The sequence below is a fragment of the Paenibacillus gorillae genome, assembly GCF_000513275.1.
GTDB lineage: Bacteria > Bacillota > Bacilli > Paenibacillales > Paenibacillaceae > Pristimantibacillus > Pristimantibacillus gorillae.
Genome location: NZ_CBVJ010000100.1, coordinates 19157 through 39447, shown reverse-complemented (window position 1 = coordinate 39447; position 20291 = coordinate 19157). Strand labels below are relative to the sequence as shown.

Annotated in this window: 19 protein-coding genes; 14 read left to right on the top strand and 5 right to left on the bottom strand. The window is 39.9% G+C overall.

From position 1 onward, the window contains the following. Both TY10_RS31715 and TY10_RS29030 read left to right on the top strand, forming a co-directional pair. Nucleotides 1-781: hypothetical protein (locus TY10_RS31715; RefSeq protein ID WP_042166777.1), on the top strand; the 781-nt coding region annotated here is incomplete at its 5' end. A 4-nt stretch (nt 782-785) separates the two neighbouring features. Beyond that, the gene (locus tag TY10_RS29030) at nt 786-2798 is read left to right on the top strand and encodes a hypothetical protein (protein WP_052350639.1); all 2013 of its coding nucleotides are present in this window, start codon (nt 786-788) and stop codon (nt 2796-2798) included. 822 nt (nt 2799-3620) lie between these two features. Here the strand turns inward: TY10_RS29030 and TY10_RS18770 are convergent. The 3 genes from TY10_RS18770 to TY10_RS18760 are packed head-to-tail and all read right to left on the bottom strand — an operon-like array spanning nt 3621 to nt 4963. Next, nucleotides 3621-4109, bottom strand: coding sequence for a hypothetical protein (locus tag TY10_RS18770; protein ID WP_042166774.1), 489 nt, complete (start codon nt 4107-4109; stop codon nt 3621-3623). Beyond that, a complete protein-coding gene (locus TY10_RS18765) occupies nt 4081-4800 on the bottom strand; it encodes a protein kinase domain-containing protein (protein WP_162160635.1) in 720 nt (239 codons plus the stop codon). The genes TY10_RS18770 and TY10_RS18765 overlap by 29 nt, the downstream gene beginning before the upstream one ends. Continuing rightward, a complete protein-coding gene (locus tag TY10_RS18760) occupies nt 4781-4963 on the bottom strand; it encodes a hypothetical protein (protein WP_042166768.1) in 183 nt (60 codons plus the stop codon). The genes TY10_RS18765 and TY10_RS18760 overlap by 20 nt, the downstream gene beginning before the upstream one ends. A gap of 141 nt (nt 4964-5104) precedes the next feature. On the opposite strand from TY10_RS18760, the gene TY10_RS30800 reads away from it, so the two are divergent. The 7 genes from TY10_RS30800 (at nt 5105) to TY10_RS18730 (ending at nt 12115) form a co-directional block, all read left to right on the top strand. Further along, nucleotides 5105-5455: a hypothetical protein gene (locus TY10_RS30800; RefSeq protein WP_162160633.1), complete on the top strand. Its 351-nt coding sequence runs from the start codon at nt 5105-5107 to the stop codon at nt 5453-5455. A gap of 10 nt (nt 5456-5465) precedes the next feature. Then, nucleotides 5466-5987: a transposase gene (locus TY10_RS30540; protein WP_162160631.1), complete on the top strand. Its 522-nt coding sequence runs from the start codon at nt 5466-5468 to the stop codon at nt 5985-5987. A 725-nt stretch (nt 5988-6712) separates the two neighbouring features. After that, on the top strand, nt 6713-8068 hold the full coding sequence (locus TY10_RS18750) for an IS4 family transposase (RefSeq protein ID WP_042166766.1): 1356 nt from the start codon (nt 6713-6715) through the stop codon (nt 8066-8068). Between the two features lie 1034 nt (nt 8069-9102). Further along, the gene (locus TY10_RS18745) at nt 9103-9372 is read left to right on the top strand and encodes a CD3324 family protein (protein ID WP_042166764.1); all 270 of its coding nucleotides are present in this window, start codon (nt 9103-9105) and stop codon (nt 9370-9372) included. A gap of 149 nt (nt 9373-9521) precedes the next feature. Further along, nucleotides 9522-10991: an amidase family protein gene (locus TY10_RS18740; RefSeq protein WP_042166762.1), complete on the top strand. Its 1470-nt coding sequence runs from the start codon at nt 9522-9524 to the stop codon at nt 10989-10991. A 26-nt stretch (nt 10992-11017) separates the two neighbouring features. Continuing rightward, nucleotides 11018-11494: a GNAT family N-acetyltransferase gene (locus tag TY10_RS18735; RefSeq protein ID WP_042166759.1), complete on the top strand. Its 477-nt coding sequence runs from the start codon at nt 11018-11020 to the stop codon at nt 11492-11494. A gap of 267 nt (nt 11495-11761) precedes the next feature. Further along, the gene (locus TY10_RS18730; protein WP_042166756.1) at nt 11762-12115 is read left to right on the top strand and encodes a hypothetical protein; all 354 of its coding nucleotides are present in this window, start codon (nt 11762-11764) and stop codon (nt 12113-12115) included. Between the two features lie 761 nt (nt 12116-12876). Here the strand turns inward: TY10_RS18730 and TY10_RS18725 are convergent. Continuing rightward, complete coding sequence (locus tag TY10_RS18725; protein ID WP_042166754.1) at nt 12877-13854, bottom strand: LacI family DNA-binding transcriptional regulator; 978 nt, start codon at nt 13852-13854, stop codon at nt 12877-12879. Between the two features lie 465 nt (nt 13855-14319). On the opposite strand from TY10_RS18725, the gene TY10_RS18720 reads away from it, so the two are divergent. Continuing rightward, nucleotides 14320-15261, top strand: a complete 942-nt coding sequence (locus tag TY10_RS18720; RefSeq protein WP_042166750.1) for a LysR family transcriptional regulator — start codon at nt 14320-14322, stop codon at nt 15259-15261. A gap of 21 nt (nt 15262-15282) precedes the next feature. On the opposite strand, the gene metE is transcribed toward TY10_RS18720, so the two are convergent. Continuing rightward, the gene (gene metE, locus TY10_RS18715) at nt 15283-17553 is read right to left on the bottom strand and encodes a 5-methyltetrahydropteroyltriglutamate--homocysteine S-methyltransferase (protein ID WP_042166748.1); all 2271 of its coding nucleotides are present in this window, start codon (nt 17551-17553) and stop codon (nt 15283-15285) included. 240 nt (nt 17554-17793) lie between these two features. Between metE and TY10_RS18710 the strand changes: the two genes are divergently transcribed. From TY10_RS18710 to TY10_RS31705, 4 genes are all read left to right on the top strand, one after another. Beyond that, a complete protein-coding gene (locus tag TY10_RS18710; protein ID WP_042166746.1) occupies nt 17794-18108 on the top strand; it encodes a hypothetical protein in 315 nt (104 codons plus the stop codon). 35 nt (nt 18109-18143) lie between these two features. Continuing rightward, a complete protein-coding gene (locus TY10_RS18705; RefSeq protein ID WP_042166743.1) occupies nt 18144-18794 on the top strand; it encodes a hypothetical protein in 651 nt (216 codons plus the stop codon). A gap of 338 nt (nt 18795-19132) precedes the next feature. Continuing rightward, nucleotides 19133-19357, top strand: a complete 225-nt coding sequence (locus tag TY10_RS31710) for an ABC transporter substrate-binding protein (RefSeq protein ID WP_052350638.1) — start codon at nt 19133-19135, stop codon at nt 19355-19357. A gap of 218 nt (nt 19358-19575) precedes the next feature. After that, entirely contained in the window at nt 19576-20013 is a 438-nt protein-coding gene (locus TY10_RS31705) for an ABC transporter substrate-binding protein (RefSeq protein ID WP_337588370.1), read from the top strand. The last annotated feature ends 278 nt before the right edge of the window (nt 20014-20291 follow it).

Here is a 20291-nt window from a genome sequence, read left to right as displayed (position 1 = left end):
AGAAGAGATACTTAAAGATGTTTCTCTATTTCTACAAAAAAACAGAAGTTTAAACATTTCAATCGACGAATTACAGAATATAGTTAATTCCACATACATGAAATTAACATATATAGAAACTGATCTTATTATAGTCGCGTTATCTGAAATGTTCTTTGATGTATCTAGTAGCAAAAAAAGTCAGAACGTTTACTCATATAAGCATAGGAGATACCATGAATATTTCCTATATAAGAAGATAAGGCAAGTTTTTTACGACGATCCTTTTATTCTTAGAGAGCTGAGTCTCTTGCCTGATAAAGATTTTATAATTAACATTTTTTTATCTCAGGAATTGAAAGACAGTATTCAAAATAGAGATATATTAAAAAATCTTTCTCTTCGTTTTTTTGAAGCTTATTTAGGTGAAGATTATTGGTATAGATATAAAAATGCATTAATCGGCCAAAGAGTTGACTACGGAGTTGGAAGTGAATCCTATTTGCAATCTAATATGCTGTTGGATTTTCTTGCTACTAAAAATGAAAATGAGCTAGCTTCACTGTTAAATAATGAAGGTGTGTCAATTAAAGCATTTCTAAGTGATGAAAACTATTGGGAGTTTGTTAAAAAATATTTGAAATATCAAAATAAAGATATCCGTCCTTTATTATATGCCCAATATAATTTAAATGAAGATTTTATTAAAAGAGCCGTTAAAAAAAACCCGTGTGCATACTGGTATTGTATTTGTGCCATGGACAATGTTTCATTTTTAGATATTTATACAAGAAAAAATTGAACCTATGGTATTAGACGATATTGATTCAGCTTTAGATTACATACACTCGTATACACGCAACCATGCAGCTATTTGTACTGGATTTTTTGAAATAGGGCTTGAATTATTTGTAGATCAGCTTGAAGATCTTATACCAAAATTGAGAATAGAACAAATGGAGGTTTTATGTTTTACACTTTTAAGAACTGTGAATGTTTACTACTTATTTAGTGAAAGTACGACATTAAAAAAGTTACGAAAAACCATAACTGAAACCATAGATGAGAAGCATAAAAAGCCTTATAAACTCAATACTCAAATTCTATACAGCTTAGTAACTGGTAGTAACTCTGGAATCGAAGTTTTGGACAGTAGATTTAACAAAATGAATATAAATCATTATGGAACATGGGAGCACAATATTGAGGCCAATTGTTATGCAGCAATATTGCTTGGAAAGGAAACAAAACTATATTCTCGGGAATATGCTTTGGGTGTTGAGATTAGAAAATTTATCATTGATTTTGAATCATGCAGACCTACAGTATTAGATTCAATTCTGAAATGTATTAAAAAATATAATTTAGTATATGATAATTGGTTTTCATACAACAATTCAAAATTAATAGGAGAGATAATTGCTACGTTTAACTTTGATGAAAATCAAGTGAAATTATTCTTTAGAAAACTTTTAAACTATGACAGCGTAATATCCCTAACTACTGTTTTGTACGCTGTTTGCATAAAAAATAAGCAACTATTTAAATGTATAACTAACAAAAGTATGTTGATGGATATAATTAATCAAGATTCAAACAGATTATCTTACTATGACGATCAAACTGATAATAGTCTTATGTTTGCAACCATGATATCTTGTTTTGATATCTCTACAAGCGATAAAACACTATTGATGGCACTAAATAATAGCATTTTTAGACCGGCCTTTAGGAAAGATGATTTAATATCTTATGTATTACCGAAATGTATCTATCTTGCACATCAAAACGATTGGTTTGATGAAAGTGAAATCGCGGTTCTGGTCAGTGAAACTAACTCTATGTTGACAATTATGGGAGACACAACTGACCAAGGTGCGAGATGGGAATACTTTAAATTTATTTTAGAACTTTGTATCCCTGATTCGCCTTTGCTAGAAAATATTTATGACGTAACTTCAAGAAATGTATTCAGCGAAACTGATGCCTTTCCAGTTACGGCTGACGTTAGTATTATGCCAATTGCAGAGATTGAAAAGTACTATAGCTGCGAAATTGAGGGAATTGATTATGGAAGAAGTGATACGTGGAGGACGCTTATAGCAACTGAGGAAGCTGTGAACAATCAACTACCGCTACTTTTTAAATCACTGAAGAAAGCTCGCTTCCCTGAATCACATGCCAGTAATCTCTATAAGTATTTTCACATAATAATCTCGGTACTGCTTGATAACGTTGACATCAAAGATCAAACAGTTGATTTTATTTTAGAACAAGGGGGAAGAAGTGGATTAATGAATATGATCACATCATTTTCTCTTTCGGGAAAAGATGAACTAGCTCGAAAATATATTCGCCAATTGTTTGCTTTATCCAAAGCATTAGTTTATCCGAATAAAGAATATTATTTAGTTAATCAATACCAGGAAAATGAAATTTTAGAAGTAAATAATCTAGTTTACAGAAGTACGAAGAATGATTGGATGCTCCATGAAGAAAAACAAGAAATGATTTATTTAAGGAATTCAGATATCAAAATTATTTGGTATGATGCAGATAGGGACTCTCCCTTTAATGAAGAATGGGCAACTAAACACCCTGATTCCAACGCTTATAAAGTTGATTACTCTATTGTATTTAATAGTTTAATAATAGATAGGTTTTCATTAGTTTATGTTGATGGATTTCGGGCGTTGATACCAATGCCTAAAGTGGGGACAAACGTAATTTCACGAAAAAAATATCAAATAAGCCTGCTGTTTAATGAAAAGGGAAATTTGCATGGTTATATTAAAAGATGTGGTTTGGTAGTTGAGTAATAATTCCTGGATCCATAAATTCTTCATGACATTTCAAGTAAACCCACTCAACATCCTTGGATGTAGGATGTCCTGTAATCAGGAGGGAACTGGAGGCATTAAGAATGTTAAATAAGAAAAGCAGAGAAGATATACTAACTTTCATTGATATTAAGCTTACAAGTCAAAGAAGATAGATATTTATCCGCAAATCGAAACTTGATGATTCATTACAATAAAGAATGTAACTATAATTTAGTTACATGATGAGCTGTCTTTAAACATTAAGGACAGCTCTATTTTTTAGGAAGGAGCCAGGAAAATTGAGGACGTTGGAGATAAAGTTAAAAACACTCGGTTATCCAAGGTATTGAAATAGTCTGCCACATACAAATACTGATTAGAAATTACGCTGTTCGATGGCCTGGAAATCTGCGACTGCCTGTTCTTTAGATAACGACAAACGGTTTCGCCCGGCCGATGCTTGCCGATCCGCGTTCTCTCGCCAAGCTTCCCGTACACGAGCTAGAAGCTATACCAAAACCGACAAGTCTAATAGCATATCCTTTACCGTTGGGTGTAACGTTTTTTCAAAATGCTGAAAGTGCTATTTCATCTCATTCAGGAAGTCAAGAAGAGCTTAGCGTCATCGTCCGAATTACGTGTTTATATCTCTTTCAACAAATTCCTTTTTCTTCTGCTATTGTAGGAATGAGGGAAAAACCAATAACACACTTTACACTTTGTTTTGTCCGCTTCATGTAGCACATGTACCAGTGATAAGGATGCATGTGGCGACGACAGATCCCTCGCAGAATATAGGTTCATCGAAGTATCTTAGTTTTACCTGCCGTACCTATTGGATTTCATTGATATTTCATTAATTTTTTCTACAATCTCATCTAAAAAGTTAAGGTTGATAATTCCATCAGCAGTATAGAAGCTTCCGAAATTATGCATATGATTAAAACTATAGACATTATCTTTATCACACAAGAGATGTGTTACAAATTTAGAATCGTTTTTTGTGTATTCGACGAATAATTTAATTGAAGGCATTGCATCATTCCTAAAGTGCCGCAATATTGGAGAAACAATAAATTTATTCTTTGAATAATTTTCAAGTTTCATTTTAATATATTTTAAGACTTTAATCTCATCGGATTGCCCACGTTTAATGTAATAAGTATCCTCTGACACTAAATCAATAAATTCTAGTGATAATTTGTAAGTATCAACACTCAAGTCTGCTGAATTGTAAATTATTGTATCAGCAGATTCGTCTTGCTCCTTCCATAATTCTTCAATATTTTTTAATCTTCTTTTTTTCATTTAAAAGGACCTTATAATCACGTACTAATCTCAAAAATTCATTAATATCAATTCTTTTTTGTGGTTCATAGCAAATAGCTTTTGAAAGAATATCCTCCAAAGGTTTTATTGGGATATTTGGAATGTATTTGGATATGGACATTTTTTCATCATTAGGACTATATACCCCTTCAAAGCAGTCATTCCAATTATTTGTTAATAACATCCACAGAGTTTTAGCTAAAGACCAAACGTCAGCTGGTCTTGCGTCTCTTTCATTTATATCTGTATATCTCATTTCTGGCGCTATCGTAGCATAATTTCCAATCCGATCGCCTTCTTCTGTAAGTCCACTAAATTCAGGATAAGCAACTAAACCAAAATCGCCAAATGCCCAGCTTTCTTGGTGAAAATATAAATTGCTTGGTTTTATATCTCTATGTACTATCTCATTCGTATGTAATTCTGCTAGCGTCTCAGATAAAGAAATAATACAATCAATAATGTTTTCTATTTCGTCACAGTTACCTAATTTTTCTTCAATAGGTATAGCGAATTCCATTACATACCATACTATAAGACCTTTAACGTCAGCATATTTAAAGTCACCGTTAAGCTCTTCAGGAATATTTTTGTGAATTATAGGAACTATCCCTTTTATGTGACTTTGATAGCGCTCAACAATGTTCACTTCATGTATAAATCTTTTCAACTTTTTTAACATCTCTAGATTCATTGATTCGCAGGCTTTTTAAAGCATATTCTTTACCGCCTTCATCTTCAACTAATAATACTTTTGCATTCCCACCTGAGGCATAATTGGGATCTTTTACTTTAAAAGGTTTATAAATTTCATAATTATTTTTAATAGCCATTACTCAACAATTCCTCCTTTAAATTTTACTTGAATCTTATCTAATCAGGCCTGATAATTAACCACTAAATGGTAGGAAAAAGGCCATCAACCCGGTAAAATGTTTGTACCCCTACAAACATTTTACCGGGTTGATGACTCCATGAAAAAGTCTAACACGATTCTCCCCATTCTTCAAACTGTCCTTACGCCTGAAGAAGTCGAATCCATCGTGAAAACGGTTGGCTACGTCGATACGGCGCGAAAGTTCACCGTTTATCAGTTGCTTCACTATTGGGTTGCCGTAGCCAGCGAGGAATGGTCTGGCTATCGTTTCGGAGCGGATCACGCTGCTTCTAGTGGCCTGTCTCCCGTTCACTATTCTTGTTTTTCCGGGAAAGCAGCTGATGTACCGTTCACTGTATTTAAGGAGCTATTCCAGCTGCTTTTTCGCAAATGTAATCGTGAAACGAGGCGCAAACTGGCCTTCCCAAAAAAATGTTTGCTTTATTGACTCAACAACGATGACAGTGGGAAAAACTCGCTTACCCTGGGCACCTTACCACGGTGAAAGGGCTGCAGTTAAGCTGCATGTCGCATTACGGGCTCAAAACGGACAGCCGTTTAGCGTTACGGAAAGCATTGGTGCACGGCATGATGGCCCTTTATGCGAATCCTTGGAAAACCCCGACTTTATTATGGTGATGGACCGGGCTTACGGCAAATTGGAACATCTGGATCGCTACAAACAAGAGGGTCAATCCCTTGTCATCCGGCTCCGTGACAATGTTCATTTCGAAAAAGCCTATGCGCTCAAGCGTCAAGTCCCTGCAGATTCTCAAGTCATTCGAGATATTACTTGCCAGTTAGGAACGCCGCAGTGTCGATCTAATCATCGTCATCGAGTAGTCATTTTTCGTGATTTTGAGGGTAGGAAAATTCGCATCGTGACTGATTTGTTGGGCGTTACAGCTGAGCAAATTGCCCTGATTTATAAAGCCCGCTGGCAAATAGAAGTGTTTTTCGCTGGATTAAACAACATTTAAACATTCCAACGTTATTTGGAACGACTGAAAACGCCGTCTATGGTCAATTATTCTCTGCGATGATCGTCTTTGTGTACTCAAATGGATATTTGATGGTACAAGTCAAGAATTTCCGCGTCACTCTCATCTTTCGTTTGTTCGATTTGCTCGCTTACTGCTTCTTGGTCGATTACCTGTAGAATGGATGATTCGCTTACATCGTCTCCTTACAGTGAATTATGGATTAATTCCAGATACAAATTCTTGTTAATTAACAGGCCTGCTATCTAATAATACTTCGCAGAAATAGGATACAACGAAATATAATTACTTGGTTCTATTTTCCAAGTATAAATTCAAAGATTCAGAATGTCACCAGAACACTCGTTTCCATCACGTGGAAAAAGTGGATCAGTTACAAACGTTTTCGAGCGAGGTGCACGAACTGGCCATCATCCAGGCGAAGTGTACCAAGAGTCAACAAGTTCGTGAAAGGTAAAGATGTTTTTTAGACAGGTTTTTCGACAAAATAATATAAATAATAACAGTAATAGAATCGTATGGATTGGGGGCAACGAGATGGAAACACTATATAAATTACTCAACTTTCGAAGCTACAAATTAGACTAAATACCTTGCAGCTGTAAGGACTGTGCCTAATTTTTTCTTGACTTTACAAAAAACACACTCTTTGTTTGGTATCATGGAAGTGTCGAGCAACCATGTAAACAAAGAAAGGTATGTAAATCTATGGTACACCATTTTCCCTGTCTGACCAGTCTCGTTTTTCAACTGTATTTCACACTTTAAAAATCGGTCATCTACTTCGTCATACTGGCATTCGCAAGTCTTTTGGTCTTTCTGGGCTTGCTGTCTTTGAATTGCTTTTCTCGCTTGTGTTTGAGGGGAAGAATGGGTTCCGACTGCTCGAGAGCAGCCGCGGCGCTTCATTGCCAGGCAAAGATGTGGTCTACCGTTTCTTGAATCATCCAGGCTTTGTATGGCGAGTTTTTCTTCATTCGCTCAGTTTAACGATGGTTCGGCAGTTTGCCGCGCTTACATCAGCCAAGCGTGTACAAGTATTCATTTTGGGCGACTCCACTTTTCAGCGAAATCGCAGTAAGAAGGCGGAACTGCTTGCTCGTGTGTTCGACCATACAACCGGTCGGTTTGCCAAAGGATTTACCTTGCTAACGCTTGGCTGGTCTGACGGCTTCAGCTTCGCCCCCATTGACTTAATCATGCTCTCGTCCGCCAAATTTGTGAATCGTCTAACGGAGATGACGATAACGATCACGAAACGTTGTCAGAGGTATAAGCGCCGTGTTGAGGCGCTCACGCATAAACCTGATGCTGCCCTTGGCTTGATTAAACGTTCGCTAAAGGCTGGTTTTCGTGCGGATTACGTACTGATGGATAGCTGGTTTACTCAGATGCCGCTCATTCGAGGACTCGCGACGGAAGGCCTCGATACGATAGGCATGGTTAAGGAAATGAAGCAGCGTTATCTGTACGAAGGACAACGACTGACGCTGAGTGAACTTTACAGACGTTTGCCAAAGAACAATCACACGTCTATTTGGAGTTCTGTCATTGTCAAGTCTTCTTGCGGCATGCTTGTTAAACTCGTCTTTGTTCAAAACCGCAATAAGCGGCGTGAATGGTTGGCCATTCTCAGCACGGATCTAACTTTAGAACCGAATGAGATTGTTCGCATTTACGGCATGAGGTGGAGTATTGAGACCTTTTTTAAAGTAACCAGAAGCTATTTGAAACTAGGAACTGAGTTTCAAGGCCGTTCCTTTGATATGCTCATTAGCCATACAACCGTCGTGTTTAGCGGCTACTTAGTGTTGGAGTTTGAGCGACGAGAAACCGGAGATACACGTTCACTTGGTGGGTTATTTTTCTTGTATTCGGATGAAGTTCGTGATCTAGACTACCAGACTGCGCTTGGGCAACTGATGGCGTTATTCTTAAACTTGGCCGGAGCAACGAGTAAGGTTGGCAAACAGAACGTATTGTGTCAACTCCAGCAGTGGATGGCTGATTTGCCCTTGTACATCAAGGGTTTATTCAGTAATTTAAGCTGCGAAAGTTGAGTAATTAATTCAAAGGTAAATTTATTATTGTTGATGAACAATAATCTTTGGTGTGAAGCCGATGCTGTATACGATGATATATAATGAACCAAGTAATTTGTTGATGCTATAGCTCAACTTGAGGTCTGTACTATGGCAACAAGGTTAGAGAAATAATGGAATCGATTAAGCTAATGACACCCTCAGCAGTTTTTTTCTTTTTTCGGTGTCCAAAGAAATTAAAGCATGCTGTAAAATAACGTGTTAGACTAGGAAATAAAGTTGCAGACTGATTCTCCTGTAATGGATTGTCAAGTTGGGTTTATTTTGAGGCAGAGCAAGGAGTACGGAGTATCAGTGACTCTTAAGCGATATTGTGGTTGTTTCAAGGCAAAGTTTATGATGTGTCAGTTTACCTAACAAACACTCCACGACATAGTGACGATCCGCGCTTTTCACAAAATCGAACATCTCAATTCCGCGCAGTTTCAATCGTTGTAAAGAGGAATCAGACTTAATTAAATATAAGTTACCAACTATAATGTACGTATTGAAATATCGCGCAATGTTAGTTACCAACTATGATGTAATTCAAAAATGCCCTCGAACACCGAAAACACCTTGATATTACTGACTTTTACAGTTACCAACTATAATGTCGCTGAACATTGATGTTCAGTTCAGTGAAAATAAAGTATTAGACTGAGTTAATTGTAGTAACGTGAATAGAGGATGGTTAGTTCAATATATGAGCTAATCTGCTCTATTTTTTGTTTAAACCAATCAAGCCAGAATAAAGAGAGAGGAATAAAGGGATTTTTTTCGCTTCATTGAATTAGTAAATGGAGGGCTAACAGTGAAGAGGAGGAAACGTTTTGAATAATAAGATTGCAAATGCTATGCTCTATGCAAAGTCTATATTATGACCTTGGCGGTTATTTGCATGGAGCTAAAAAAGTTAACCGCCTGTTTTCTCTCCGATCGGGGTGAAAACAGTTTATAGTATAGATTTTGCTACCTTAAAATTTATTTTCATTTTAAGGAGTAGAACTATATTGAAGTATATAAGCGCCGAATCCGTTTTTCCTGAAAAGTTGCTATTGGAAATACAGAAGTATGTACAAGGTCGTATGATTTATATCCCCAATTCTGTAGGTTCACGCAAAAAGTGGGGAGAAAAATCGGGGAACAGAGCGTACTTGGACGATCGCAATAGACAAATTCGCTGTCTTTTTGATGAAGGCTTATCGATTGAACGGTTATCGGATATGTTCAGTCTTTCTCAAGATAGCATCAAAAAAATCGTTTACTCAAAAAATAGATAGAAAATCAGGTTTGTCGGAAATTTCCGGCGAACCTTTTTTATGTTCAATTCGATTAGGAAATGTTCTTTATATATTTATCAACCTCAACTGAATCTATAATTTATTTCATAAGAATGTTTAAGACTGAAGGTTGAAAGAGGTACCTCGGGATGGATCCTAACTTCGATTTAAGTAAAACAATCAGCGAAGAAGTCACGATTCTAGAATTACAGGATGCTATGAACCGTGGGGAATTGACTTCAAGAGAGCTGGTTATGCATTATTTGTACCGCATCGCCACTTTGGACCAAAGCGGACCGCACATAAACTCGGTGTTGGAAATCAATCCGGATGCGATTTTTATTGCAGAAGCATTAGACAATGAAAGAAAAGGAACGGGAGCAAGGAGTTCTATTCATGGCGTTCCTGTGTTACTGAAAGGAAATATTGAAACCAAGGACAAGATGCGTACAAGCGCAGGAGCTTTAGCTTTGGAGCATCATGTAAGTCCAAACGATGCATTTCTTGTTCGGAAACTGAGAGACGCTGGTGCAATTATATTGGGAAAAACGAATTTGACTGAATGGGCTAATGGCATGTCGTCTTCTATGTGGGCCGGATACAGCGCTTTAGGCGGGCAAACCAAAAATCCCTACGGCGATCATTTTCCCGGGGGATCCAGTACGGGATCAGCTGCAGCCGTTGCTGCTCATTTTACGACGGTCGCTGTCGGAACCGAGACTTCGGCTTCCATATTAAGCCCTGCCGTACAGAATGCGATTGTTGGAATCAAGCCAACCGCAGGTTTGATAAGCCGTTCAGGAGTCATTCCTTGGAGCTATTCTCAAGATACGGCCGGGCCAATGGCAAGGACTGTGACCGATGCGGCCATCTTATTGACTACTCTGGCAGGTAAAGATGAGAATGATCCTTCCACTTGGCGAAATGAACTTTCTAATACTGACTATACCGCATTTTTGAATAAAGACGGGTTACGGACGGCGACCATTGGCATATACAGAAATGTCCCCTCTGAGAAGTTCCGTGACCTTGGAGAATATGATGAACAATTATTTAACGATGCTATAGCAATAATTAGAGAGTCTGGGGCCAAAGTAATAGACGATATTGAAATTCCTTCTTTCCTTAGAGAGTGGGAGCATAATAAGACGGGTTACGAATTTAAACATGCCATTGATCACTATTTGCAATGTCTCCCGGCACAATATCCTGTCCATGATCTAAATGAATTGATAGAATGGAATGAACGACATTCGCCAATGGCATTGAAATACGGACAAGATAGATTACGTTATCATTCACAGTTCGATACCCCGTTAAAAAATCCGCAATACATTTTAGGGGCCATTACGGATTTGTATTACTCCCAAAATATGGGTATCGATTATACCCTGGAAACGCATGGGTTGGATGCAATCTTGTTTCCTTCCTATGTCGGTGCAGATATAAGCGCCAAAGCAGGTTATCCATCCATTGCAGTGCCTGCGGGGTTTCAAAGTAACGGGAGGACATTCGGTATTACTTTCGCAGGAACGGCATTTAGCGAATCGAAACTTATACAAATTGCATATGCATTCGAACAAAAAACGAAACACAGAAAAATGCCGAATCTCAATTAGGAATCAAGAAAAGGAGGATATGCTGCATGATTTCATTAAGAAAAGTAACTCTCGAAAACCGACAAGACATTTTTGATTTAGAAGTTTCGGAAGCCCAACGGCATTTCGTTGCGTCCAATCTGGCTAGCCTAGCTACTTGTTACGTCCTAGCGACGAATGGCGGACATCCATTTCCGTTTGCCATTTATTCGGATGAACAGGCGGTCGGTTTTGTGATGTTGACTTATCGAATAACCGGTTATGATCTTCCATCGATCGGCCTCGATAGCTACTGCATATTGCGACTGATGATTGATAAGAAGTTCCAAAATAGGGGTTATGGTCGGGAGGCAATGAAACGTTGCTTAGAATTCATCCGTACTTTTCCAGCCGGGCCGGCGCAATTCTGTTGGACTTCTTATGAGGCAGAGAATATCGTTGCTAAAAAACTTTATGATAGTTTTGGCTTCCAAGAAAACGGCGAAATTTTTTACGGCGAATCCATATCCATTCTACGCCTTTGATGTTGCAAGTATTAAGCTAACAGGGAACGCTAGTTAAATATAAAGGGTTCCACATATTGTTCATGACTAATATGCGGAACCCTTTATTATATCTGACTTTTTTATATTTAGCTCTTGATAAACTAGGAAAATACAGTATTAGACTGGGAATGGGGTTAAGCTAATTGGCAGTTATGCTCAATCGCTAATAATTAGATACATTATATGGAAACTACAAGATGAATTTACGTATGCATTATAAAGTATGTTGAGATAAGGAGTTTTTAGATGATTCCTACATACGAAAAAATAGCCATTTTTCTATTTATAATAATTATTTTTACTGGAGTTATATTTGCTATATACATCGGTGTTCAAATCCGAAAACGAAAGGGGAAGATGAATAAACGTGAAATAAGAGATAAAATTCAATCAATTGAAGGGACGATAGTTACTATTCAAAAAGTCCGTTCTAATCAGACTCCTTTTAATAAGCCTTTAAGGGCTAAAGCTTTCGGTGATCATTATCAGATAACGTATGAATTAGTTGGAGTTCAACATACTGCTTGGTTTCGCGCTGATAGAGCTATTGTTCAGATGCCAAAACCTCCGGATCCAGATAAATGGATATTAACAAAATAAAAGTATGATTACTTATTAACGAAAACTAAGCTAACGGGGAAATATAGCTCAATAATAAGCGGCAGTCTAAGACTTTATTTTTCTCGGACACTTGCCTGATCTTGCTTTATCTCGATTTAGTTTCTACTCCCTTTCAAACTTAATCCCCATGTTTTCTCCTACTTTTACTCCTGCCTTCCGTCAAACTTTTACGGTTCGATTTGTGTTTTTCCTAAGCCATAAATCTCATGATTTCCCCTGGTTTTTAGTCAAACATAGGGTAAAAGTGGATTTTTTTTGGAGGGTGTCGTGAAGGAGTAAAGTCTTGTGGGAGTAAGGGTGAGGGGGGATTTTTGGGGGTGGGTGGGGCAGTCAAGGTTTATTAGCNGTTAACAATTCCAATTAAGTATTGTTCTAAATTGAGAAAATACAATTATATTTTGTTCTTTAAACATTCAGGGGGCAACTATTTTACTATGGTTGGCCTCTTTTTCTGGAAATAGGAAATAATAGGGATTTAGATATTGCTTACAGCAACCAGAACCCGACGAACGGGGAGGGCTTTGCCCTCTAGTAGTTCAACAACAAAATAGATTTCCATCTTCCCGATGGAAATCCCTACTACACAAACTTCTTGACGGTACCTAGTATTTACCGCTAAGGCAACTAGAAGTTTTAAATAGAATTATAACTGCTTAATAATACCAAATTGAATCAACATATTATTTATCTTGTGTGGTCTAGAATGAATTGTGCTTGAACTAGATGCAACATGTATGATCTTACACCGTATTCCGTTCGATCAATCGATACGATAGTTGTTTTTTGACCGGCGATAAATTCTTATCATTCATTCGTTCATGCAAAATATGAAACGCGCACGTCCCGACATCATACATCGACTGTTCGATTGTCGTAATGGCGAGCACCTCAGCAATTGGTTGATTATCTAGCCCTAATACAGCTAAATCCTCAGGAACCCGGATGCCGTATTTTTTAGCTTCTGCCACGATCGCTGCAGCAGGATAATCGCCTGCGCCAATCAGCGCGGTCGGCCGATGACTCATCTTCATCCATTGATGGAAAACTTTCACCCCTTGCTCAAATCCGAATACACACTCGAACTGCCAATCTGCACAAGGCTCTTCTCCGATTGTAGCTAGTGTATCGGCGAATGCTCGTTTCCGATTCACATTGTTATAGCTGTCCCCTCGACCAATAAAATAACCAATCTTCCGGTGACCTTTTTGGATGAGGTAATCCATACCTAATCGAAAGCTGCCGTAGTGATCAATGAATACGGAAGAGATCGCTCGGTCACCCACATCCTCACAAGCAATTATCGGACCATAGACAGTATAAGGCTCAATTGCCTCCCATATCATCGTCTTCGAACAGAACACAATGCCGTCGACTTGTTTCATGCGCAGCATGTCGAGCACTTTTTGTTCTTCTTCGACCTGATAATCTGTCTGGCATAATATCAACTTGTAGTTGCACGTCAGCGAAGCATTGGCGATCCCATCCAGCATAGTACCGAAGTAAGGATGATTCACGAATGGCAGGACGACGGCAATCATCATCGTCTTCCCTTTCACCAATTGGACAGCATTCATGTTCTGGGAATAATTCAGATGCTCAATCGCCTGCAAGACTTGGGCACGCTTCGTCTCGCTTACATAAGGATGCTGATTCAACACACGGGAGACCGTTGCAATGGATACGCCAGACAGCTTGGCTATCTCTTTAATATTAGCCATGGGAAGCACACCCCCTTGTCCGAAATAATGATACTTGACCTGAAAAGCATTTCATATTCTATGATAAATGTATGCAACACGCAAAACCATCAGCGGCGGCTAGCGTGACCGTTAAATCGGGCGTTATGGCCGCACAGATCCACACAGCACAATGGATGAGGACAAATAATACTTTAAATGGACAATATGTCATCTTCGAGGGAGAAGTCATTCACCATAATCTGATCCCCCAAGACGAACTTACCTCACTTCTGACAGCATTGCAACAGAACGGCGGTTCGTACGCCCTCGCCAGTCACGACGGCGAAACATGTTCACTTCGGGGGAGCACCTCAATATATCGTTGTTCGACCATGCAAAGTATTTGATCTTAGGATTAAATACTTTTTTTATTACAAGAAGATCATATGCAGCTTGCTCAAACGAGCCAACCTAGTCATAATTCTAAAGTAAGGGGGTATTCCAATGACCTTGCAGCAATTGAAATATATTCTGACCATTGTAAGCTGCGGCTCCATAAGCGAAGCGGCAAAAAGACTGTTTATTTCGCAGCCGAGCTTGTCCAACGCGGTAAAAGAACTCGAGGCGGAAGCCGGTATTGAAATTTTTCTTCGATCGTCAAAGGGGATCGTGCTGTCGAGCGACGGGGCGGAGTTTCTATCTTATGCCAGGCAAGTCGTGGAGCAAGCCGAGCTTCTCGAGCAGCGCTACATGAATCGTAAGCCTTCGAAGAAGCTGTTCTCAATCTCCACACAGCATTACGCCTTCTCTGTGCAGGCATTCGTCGGACTGCTGAAGGAGCTTAATGTGGACGAGTACGAGTGCACGCTGCGCGAAACACGTACCTATGAGATTATTGAAGACGTACGGAATATGAAAAGTGAGCTCGGAATTATCTATATGAGTGAATTCAACCGAAAGGTAATTCAGAAAATATTAAAGGATAACGAGCTGTGGTTTCATCCGCTGTTCCAAGCGGAAGCGCATGTATTCATCAGTGAGGAGCACCCGCTTGCTTCTAAGTCGCTGCTGGACATCGAAGACTTGGTTGACTATCCTTTTCTGGCCTTCGAACAAGGCGACTACAACTCCTTCTATTTCTCGGAGGAAATTCTAAGCACCAGAACGCATAAGAAGAAAATACTAGTCAGTGACCGCGCTACGCTATTCAACCTGCTGATCGGGCTCAATGGCTATACGATTAGCTCGGGCGTACTGAATAAGGATCTTAACGGGGAGCAAATCAAATCCGTTAGACTTCGTACGGATGAGAGCATACAGGTAGGTTACATTGTGAATCAGAAGGCGAGCTTGAGTCAGTTGGCCGCCGCCTACGTTCTGAAGCTCAAAACGGTCATTACGGATTTCGGTTATCCAATCATAAAACAAGAGGATGAGCTCGTTTGAGCTCATCCTCTTGTACGTTTATTACAGTGTTGCCCGTACTTCTTTGGCTGCTTGGACGAGATTCTTCAAGCTGGCCCATGTTTCTGTAACACCGCGAGTTTTAAGGCCGCAGTCCGGGTTAACCCATAGCTTCGAGACCTCGATTTTGTCCAGCATGCGATCGAGCCCTTGTTTAAGCTCTTCGACGCTTGGAATACGAGGCGAGTGAATGTCGTATACGCCTGGTCCAACTTCAGTACGGAAGCCGCATTCGTTAATCGCATCGATGATAGCTAGATCCGAGCGCGACGCTTCGAATGTGATAACATCGGCGTCCATTGCATCGATATCGCGAATGATGTCGCTGAACTGGCTGTAGCACATATGGGTATGAATTTGCGTTTCAGCATTAACACCGCTGTGAACCAGTCTGAAGGCAGGAATTGCCCAGCTCAAGTATTCGCTCTGCCAGTCGGAATGACGCAATGGAAGCTTCTCTCTTAATGCCGCTTCGTCGATCTGGATAATCTCGATACCGTTCGCTTCCAGATCAAGTACTTCGTCACGAATCGCAAGACCGATCTGAAGAGCGCTTTCCTTCAGGCTAATATCTTCACGAGGGAACGACCAGTTGAGGATCGTTACCGGACCTGTCAGCATGCCTTTAACCAGCTTGCTGGTACGGCTCTTCGCGAACGCCGAGTATTCTACAGTCATTGGCTTGCTGCGGCTAATGTCGCCCCATACGACTGGAGGTTTTACGCAACGTGTTCCGTAAGATTGTACCCAAGCTTTCTCTGTGAAGATAAAGCCATCTAAGCATTCACCAAAGTATTCGACCATGTCATTACGCTCATATTCACCGTGGACAATGACATCAAGTCCGATTTCTTCCTGCTGTGCGATACACTCCGAGATCTGATCAAAGTTGAATTGCTTGTATTGCTTCTCGGTGATGCTGCCTTTCTTGAAGGCTGCACGGTTTGCACGGACTTCAGCCGTTTGAGGGAAAGAACCGATCGTCGTCGTAGGCAGCGCCGGCAAATTGAATTTCGCTTTCTGAATGGCTTCCCGTTCAGCGAACGCAGGCAATCTCGTGAAGTCGGCATCCGTCAAGTCTGCCACTCTCTTTTGAACCGAATTGTCGTTCGTGAGACGCGATGCCGTGAACAGCTTCTCATTCTCCGTATAATAAGCGGAGGCTTCAGGGCTTGCTTGAGCCAGAATCGACTTGAGTTCTGCAAGCTCGCTCAGCTTTTCTTCTGCGAATGCAAAATATTGCTTATTCGCCGCTGTCAGCTTCGTTTCGTGTTTAATCGTGTATGGAACATGAAGCAGGGAGCAAGATGTGCCCAGCACGACTTGGCTTGCATGCTTGCTGATCTCTTGAATGAGAGCAATCGTCTTTTTATATTGGTTTTTCCAAATGTTCTTGCCGTTAACTACACCAGCGAACAGCACTTTGTCGCTTGCAAAGCCATGCTTGCGCACCAGTTCCAAAGATTGCTTGCCTTCAACGAAGTCGATACCGATGCCGTCGAACGGCAAGGTTTGAAGCAATGGATAGCAATCGCGAACGTCTCCGAAATACGTTTGTGCGACAACTTTTACGCTGCCTTTGGCGGAGAGGATGCCGTTATAAAGCTCGGTGAACAGTGAGATATCTTCAGTAGTCAAATCTTGAACGAGCGCAGGCTCATCCACTTGAAGCCATTCTGCGCCAAGCGTGTTCAATTGGTTCAGAACAGCCGTATAAGCTTCAACAATCGCAGGAACAAAATCTTTAGCTGTTTTCGAACCCGTGAATCTTGCGAGCTTGAGCAGAGTGAATGCGCCGATCAGCACTGGCTTGGTTGTGATACCGAGCTGTTTTGCTTCCGTATATTCATCGAACAGCTTCGATCCTTCCAAACGGATGCTTGTCGAATCGTCGATTTCAGGCACCATATAGTGATAGTTCGTATTGAACCATTTTTTCATCGCCAGCGCTTTAACGTCGCCTTTGTCGCCTTGATAGCCTCTCGCCATTGCGAAATACGTCTCCAGTGGGCTTAGGCCGAGCGCTTGGTATCTTTGCGGAACGATTCCGAGCAAGACAGCAGTGTCGAGTAGTCCGTCATAAAAGGAAAACACGTTGGACGGAATGAAGTCGACGCCGTTCTCTTGTTGAAGCTTCCAGTGTGCTGCTCTAAGCTGAGCCGCTGTTTGCTGCAGTTCCTCTACAGGAAGTACGCCTTTGAAGTATTTTTCTGATGCAAATTTAAGTTCTCTAAGCGAGCCGACTCGCGGATAACCGATAATGGATGTTTTCAAATGTAACAGCTCCTTGTGTGATATGTTGCTTTTATTATAGAGTCTGGAAGGTGTTATCAATAAATACTTAAAAACTATACAGAGGTATAGCTTTTTGCTATGGAACCGAAAGTCTGGATAGAATGCGAAATGCTTTCTCTGGACTTTTTTTATATGTAGATGATGGAACGGTTTTGGTATAATTTATGCTAATCTAGTATTAGGATTGATTGCCCGTCATATAGGGAAGGAGAGTACATTTTGAACAAAAGAATAAAAATCTATTTTAACTTTGCTATACTTTTAGCTTCTTTACTATTAGGAACGAAAGTAATAATGAATCAAATTGAAATAACCTCTTCTAATAAAAAGGTAGATAAGATATTTAATGAATTTAACGAGTGTAAACAAACAATGATATTCCCTCCTAATGATTCTGGAGACGCAAGTTATTATGTAAACGCATGTGATACAAAGTATATCGTTACATTTAATAATGGGAATATGATCGTGAAACAACAAGATTTCGGTATGGGTAGAACTATGGTATTGAATAGAGTAACTTTTGAATACTAACGCAACTTATAAGGAAGACGAAAGGGTGTGCACTCATGGAATTAAATGTGTTAGAACGTTTACCAGAACCAATGATTCTAAAAAAGTTAATGAGAATCCAAGCATCTTTAAATATTATTCTTTGTCAGGATGAATGGCTTCGTTACCACAGCTTTATTCCAGAGTGGGATGAAGCTGTTTGCATGGCAAAAATAGATAATGGAGCGGGTGATCATCTCATTATTTTGTTTTCATCCGCAGGCTGCATAATAAAAGGCTTTGATCATAAATCTGAATTAAGCCCGTACGCCCAAGATGAGCATAAAGTATGGCAAGGGATTTATGATGATGTTCCAAAGGAACTGCTATTTTTACTTCATGACGATGCAATTGAACAAGATGATGTGACATTTTGTATTTGGCGTGAAAGCAGTGACACTAACTGGCACAAAGGGAAAGTCGAAGTTCCAGAGGGAGAAAGTGATGGTTCTGATTTTCTAATCGGTTGTATATTCCATACACCCGAGGATTTTGTAGAGTTCGCAAGAGGTTATTTTGAAGTATCGCTATCGTTAGATATTATTGCAAAAATTTATGATGATCTTCCCATTACCGCAGAGATGATTCAAATGTTAAATCCAGACTGTGATGTAAAGGAAGTTCTTCAAGAATTGGAGTCCTTGCACTTAACAAACGGGGAACATTAATTTCACAAAAATCATAAAATGCCCGCGATCATTTTTCGTGGGCATTTCGTTGTTTCTTAGCTAGATCTCCCTTAATCTCTCATTGTGAGTGAGAACGATTCTTGATAGAATAGGTTCGATATTGATCTAAGGAAGGTACAGACGCCATGAAGTCGTAAGCTCCGTTGTTATACTCGAATTAATGATGATCATTATCAATATATTCGAAAAGGAGTATCTTACACACCTATGAATCGGAACCGGCTCTCACAATGGTCTTAATTCTTAGTCTACTCTTGCTCCTGTCCGCGTGCGGTTCCCCTCAGAATACATCAACGGCGGGACAGTCCAGTCCTACGGTGCAAGCAACAGCCCCGGCAGCACAAACTGAGCGGGTCATAAAACATACATGGGGAGAAACCATTATTAAAGGCGAACCTCAGCATATTATTTCATTATTTCGGGCTGCTACCGATTATTTGATTGCGCTAGGTATTGTTCCTCAGGCAGCATCAAGCAATGAAGAAGGCAGTGATAAGTTTCCTACTTACCTAACTGATCGCTTGGTCGGCCAGAAAATTTAGGCTGGCAAGTAGATTCGAATTATGTAAGTATCCTTGCCGAAGATCCAGACCTCATTATCCGACAAGATTTCATGGGAGAGTCCTTCGAGAGTCTAAACAAGATTGCTCCTACGCTTTTCGCCGAGAAGGTAAAGGACGATCAAGGGATTATTCGCATGAAACCAAGCTTGCTTAAGCTAGGTGAAATGCTGGGCAAAACCGAGCAGGCCTAGCAGGTTATTGCAGATTATGAGAAAGAGGCTGCTGAAGCCCGTGAGAAAATCAAGCAGGCAATTGGTAACGAGACGGTAATGTTCCTCCGTTTATCGGATAAAGAGGTTCGTTATTATAGTAAACGGAATTATGAAGTGCTCTATGATGATCTGGGGCTTCAGCCGCCCGATTCCATACCTGACCCGTCTGATTCAATGAAGGTCATTTCCCTTGAAGTGTTGCCGTCGATTAATCCGGATCACATTTTCTTCCTGACAGAAGATTCAGCAGTATCTAGTGAAATACAGAACAGTCAATTGTGGAAAAACCTGAAAGCCGTTAAAAACAATCATGTATATATGCTTGATTATGGTTTGTGGTTCCAAGGTCCAGGCGGTCCAATCGGACAAAGTAAAATTATCGAAGAAACGCTTAAAATTTCGAGCCTGATTTTTGCAAAATGACAGGTGTAAAGCCCAGCGAAAGAATTATCAGCACGCTTCATCTTGGTCACTTTGATGAGGATAAAACTCCAAAACCTCGCCTCGTACACCTGTCAGTGAACGGTTAACTTTTTTTTCAACGAATCAGGAAACTCCATAAGACAAATGAACAACAATCACAACAGCCCCGAACCTTCATCAGGTAAGGGGCTGTTGTGATTTGTTGTATATTAAACTTTTCAAATACCTCATCGCTCCTCCAAGGTTTCATGTATTAGCTGATGTTTACCCCAACTGGA

What these genes read in the sequence shown, in the direction of transcription:
- TY10_RS30540 (WP_162160631.1), top strand. Translation starts at nt 5,466, where the DNA reads ATGACAGTGGGAAAAACTCGCTTACCCTGGGCACCTTACCACGGTGAA.
- TY10_RS18760 (WP_042166768.1), bottom strand. Translation starts at nt 4,963, where the DNA reads ATGGCTATTAAAAATAATTATGAAATTTATAAACCTTTTAAAGTAAAA.
- TY10_RS18720 (WP_042166750.1), top strand. Translation starts at nt 14,320, where the DNA reads ATGACCTTGCAGCAATTGAAATATATTCTGACCATTGTAAGCTGCGGC.
- TY10_RS30800 (WP_162160633.1), top strand. Translation starts at nt 5,105, where the DNA reads ATGAAAAAGTCTAACACGATTCTCCCCATTCTTCAAACTGTCCTTACG.
- TY10_RS29030 (WP_052350639.1), top strand. Translation starts at nt 786, where the DNA reads ATGGTATTAGACGATATTGATTCAGCTTTAGATTACATACACTCGTAT.
- TY10_RS18705 (WP_042166743.1), top strand. Translation starts at nt 18,144, where the DNA reads ATGGAATTAAATGTGTTAGAACGTTTACCAGAACCAATGATTCTAAAA.
- TY10_RS18740 (WP_042166762.1), top strand. Translation starts at nt 9,522, where the DNA reads ATGGATCCTAACTTCGATTTAAGTAAAACAATCAGCGAAGAAGTCACG.
- TY10_RS18770 (WP_042166774.1), bottom strand. Translation starts at nt 4,109, where the DNA reads ATGAAAAAAAGAAGATTAAAAAATATTGAAGAATTATGGAAGGAGCAA.
- TY10_RS18735 (WP_042166759.1), top strand. Translation starts at nt 11,018, where the DNA reads ATGATTTCATTAAGAAAAGTAACTCTCGAAAACCGACAAGACATTTTT.
- TY10_RS18725 (WP_042166754.1), bottom strand. Translation starts at nt 13,854, where the DNA reads ATGGCTAATATTAAAGAGATAGCCAAGCTGTCTGGCGTATCCATTGCA.
- TY10_RS18730 (WP_042166756.1), top strand. Translation starts at nt 11,762, where the DNA reads ATGATTCCTACATACGAAAAAATAGCCATTTTTCTATTTATAATAATT.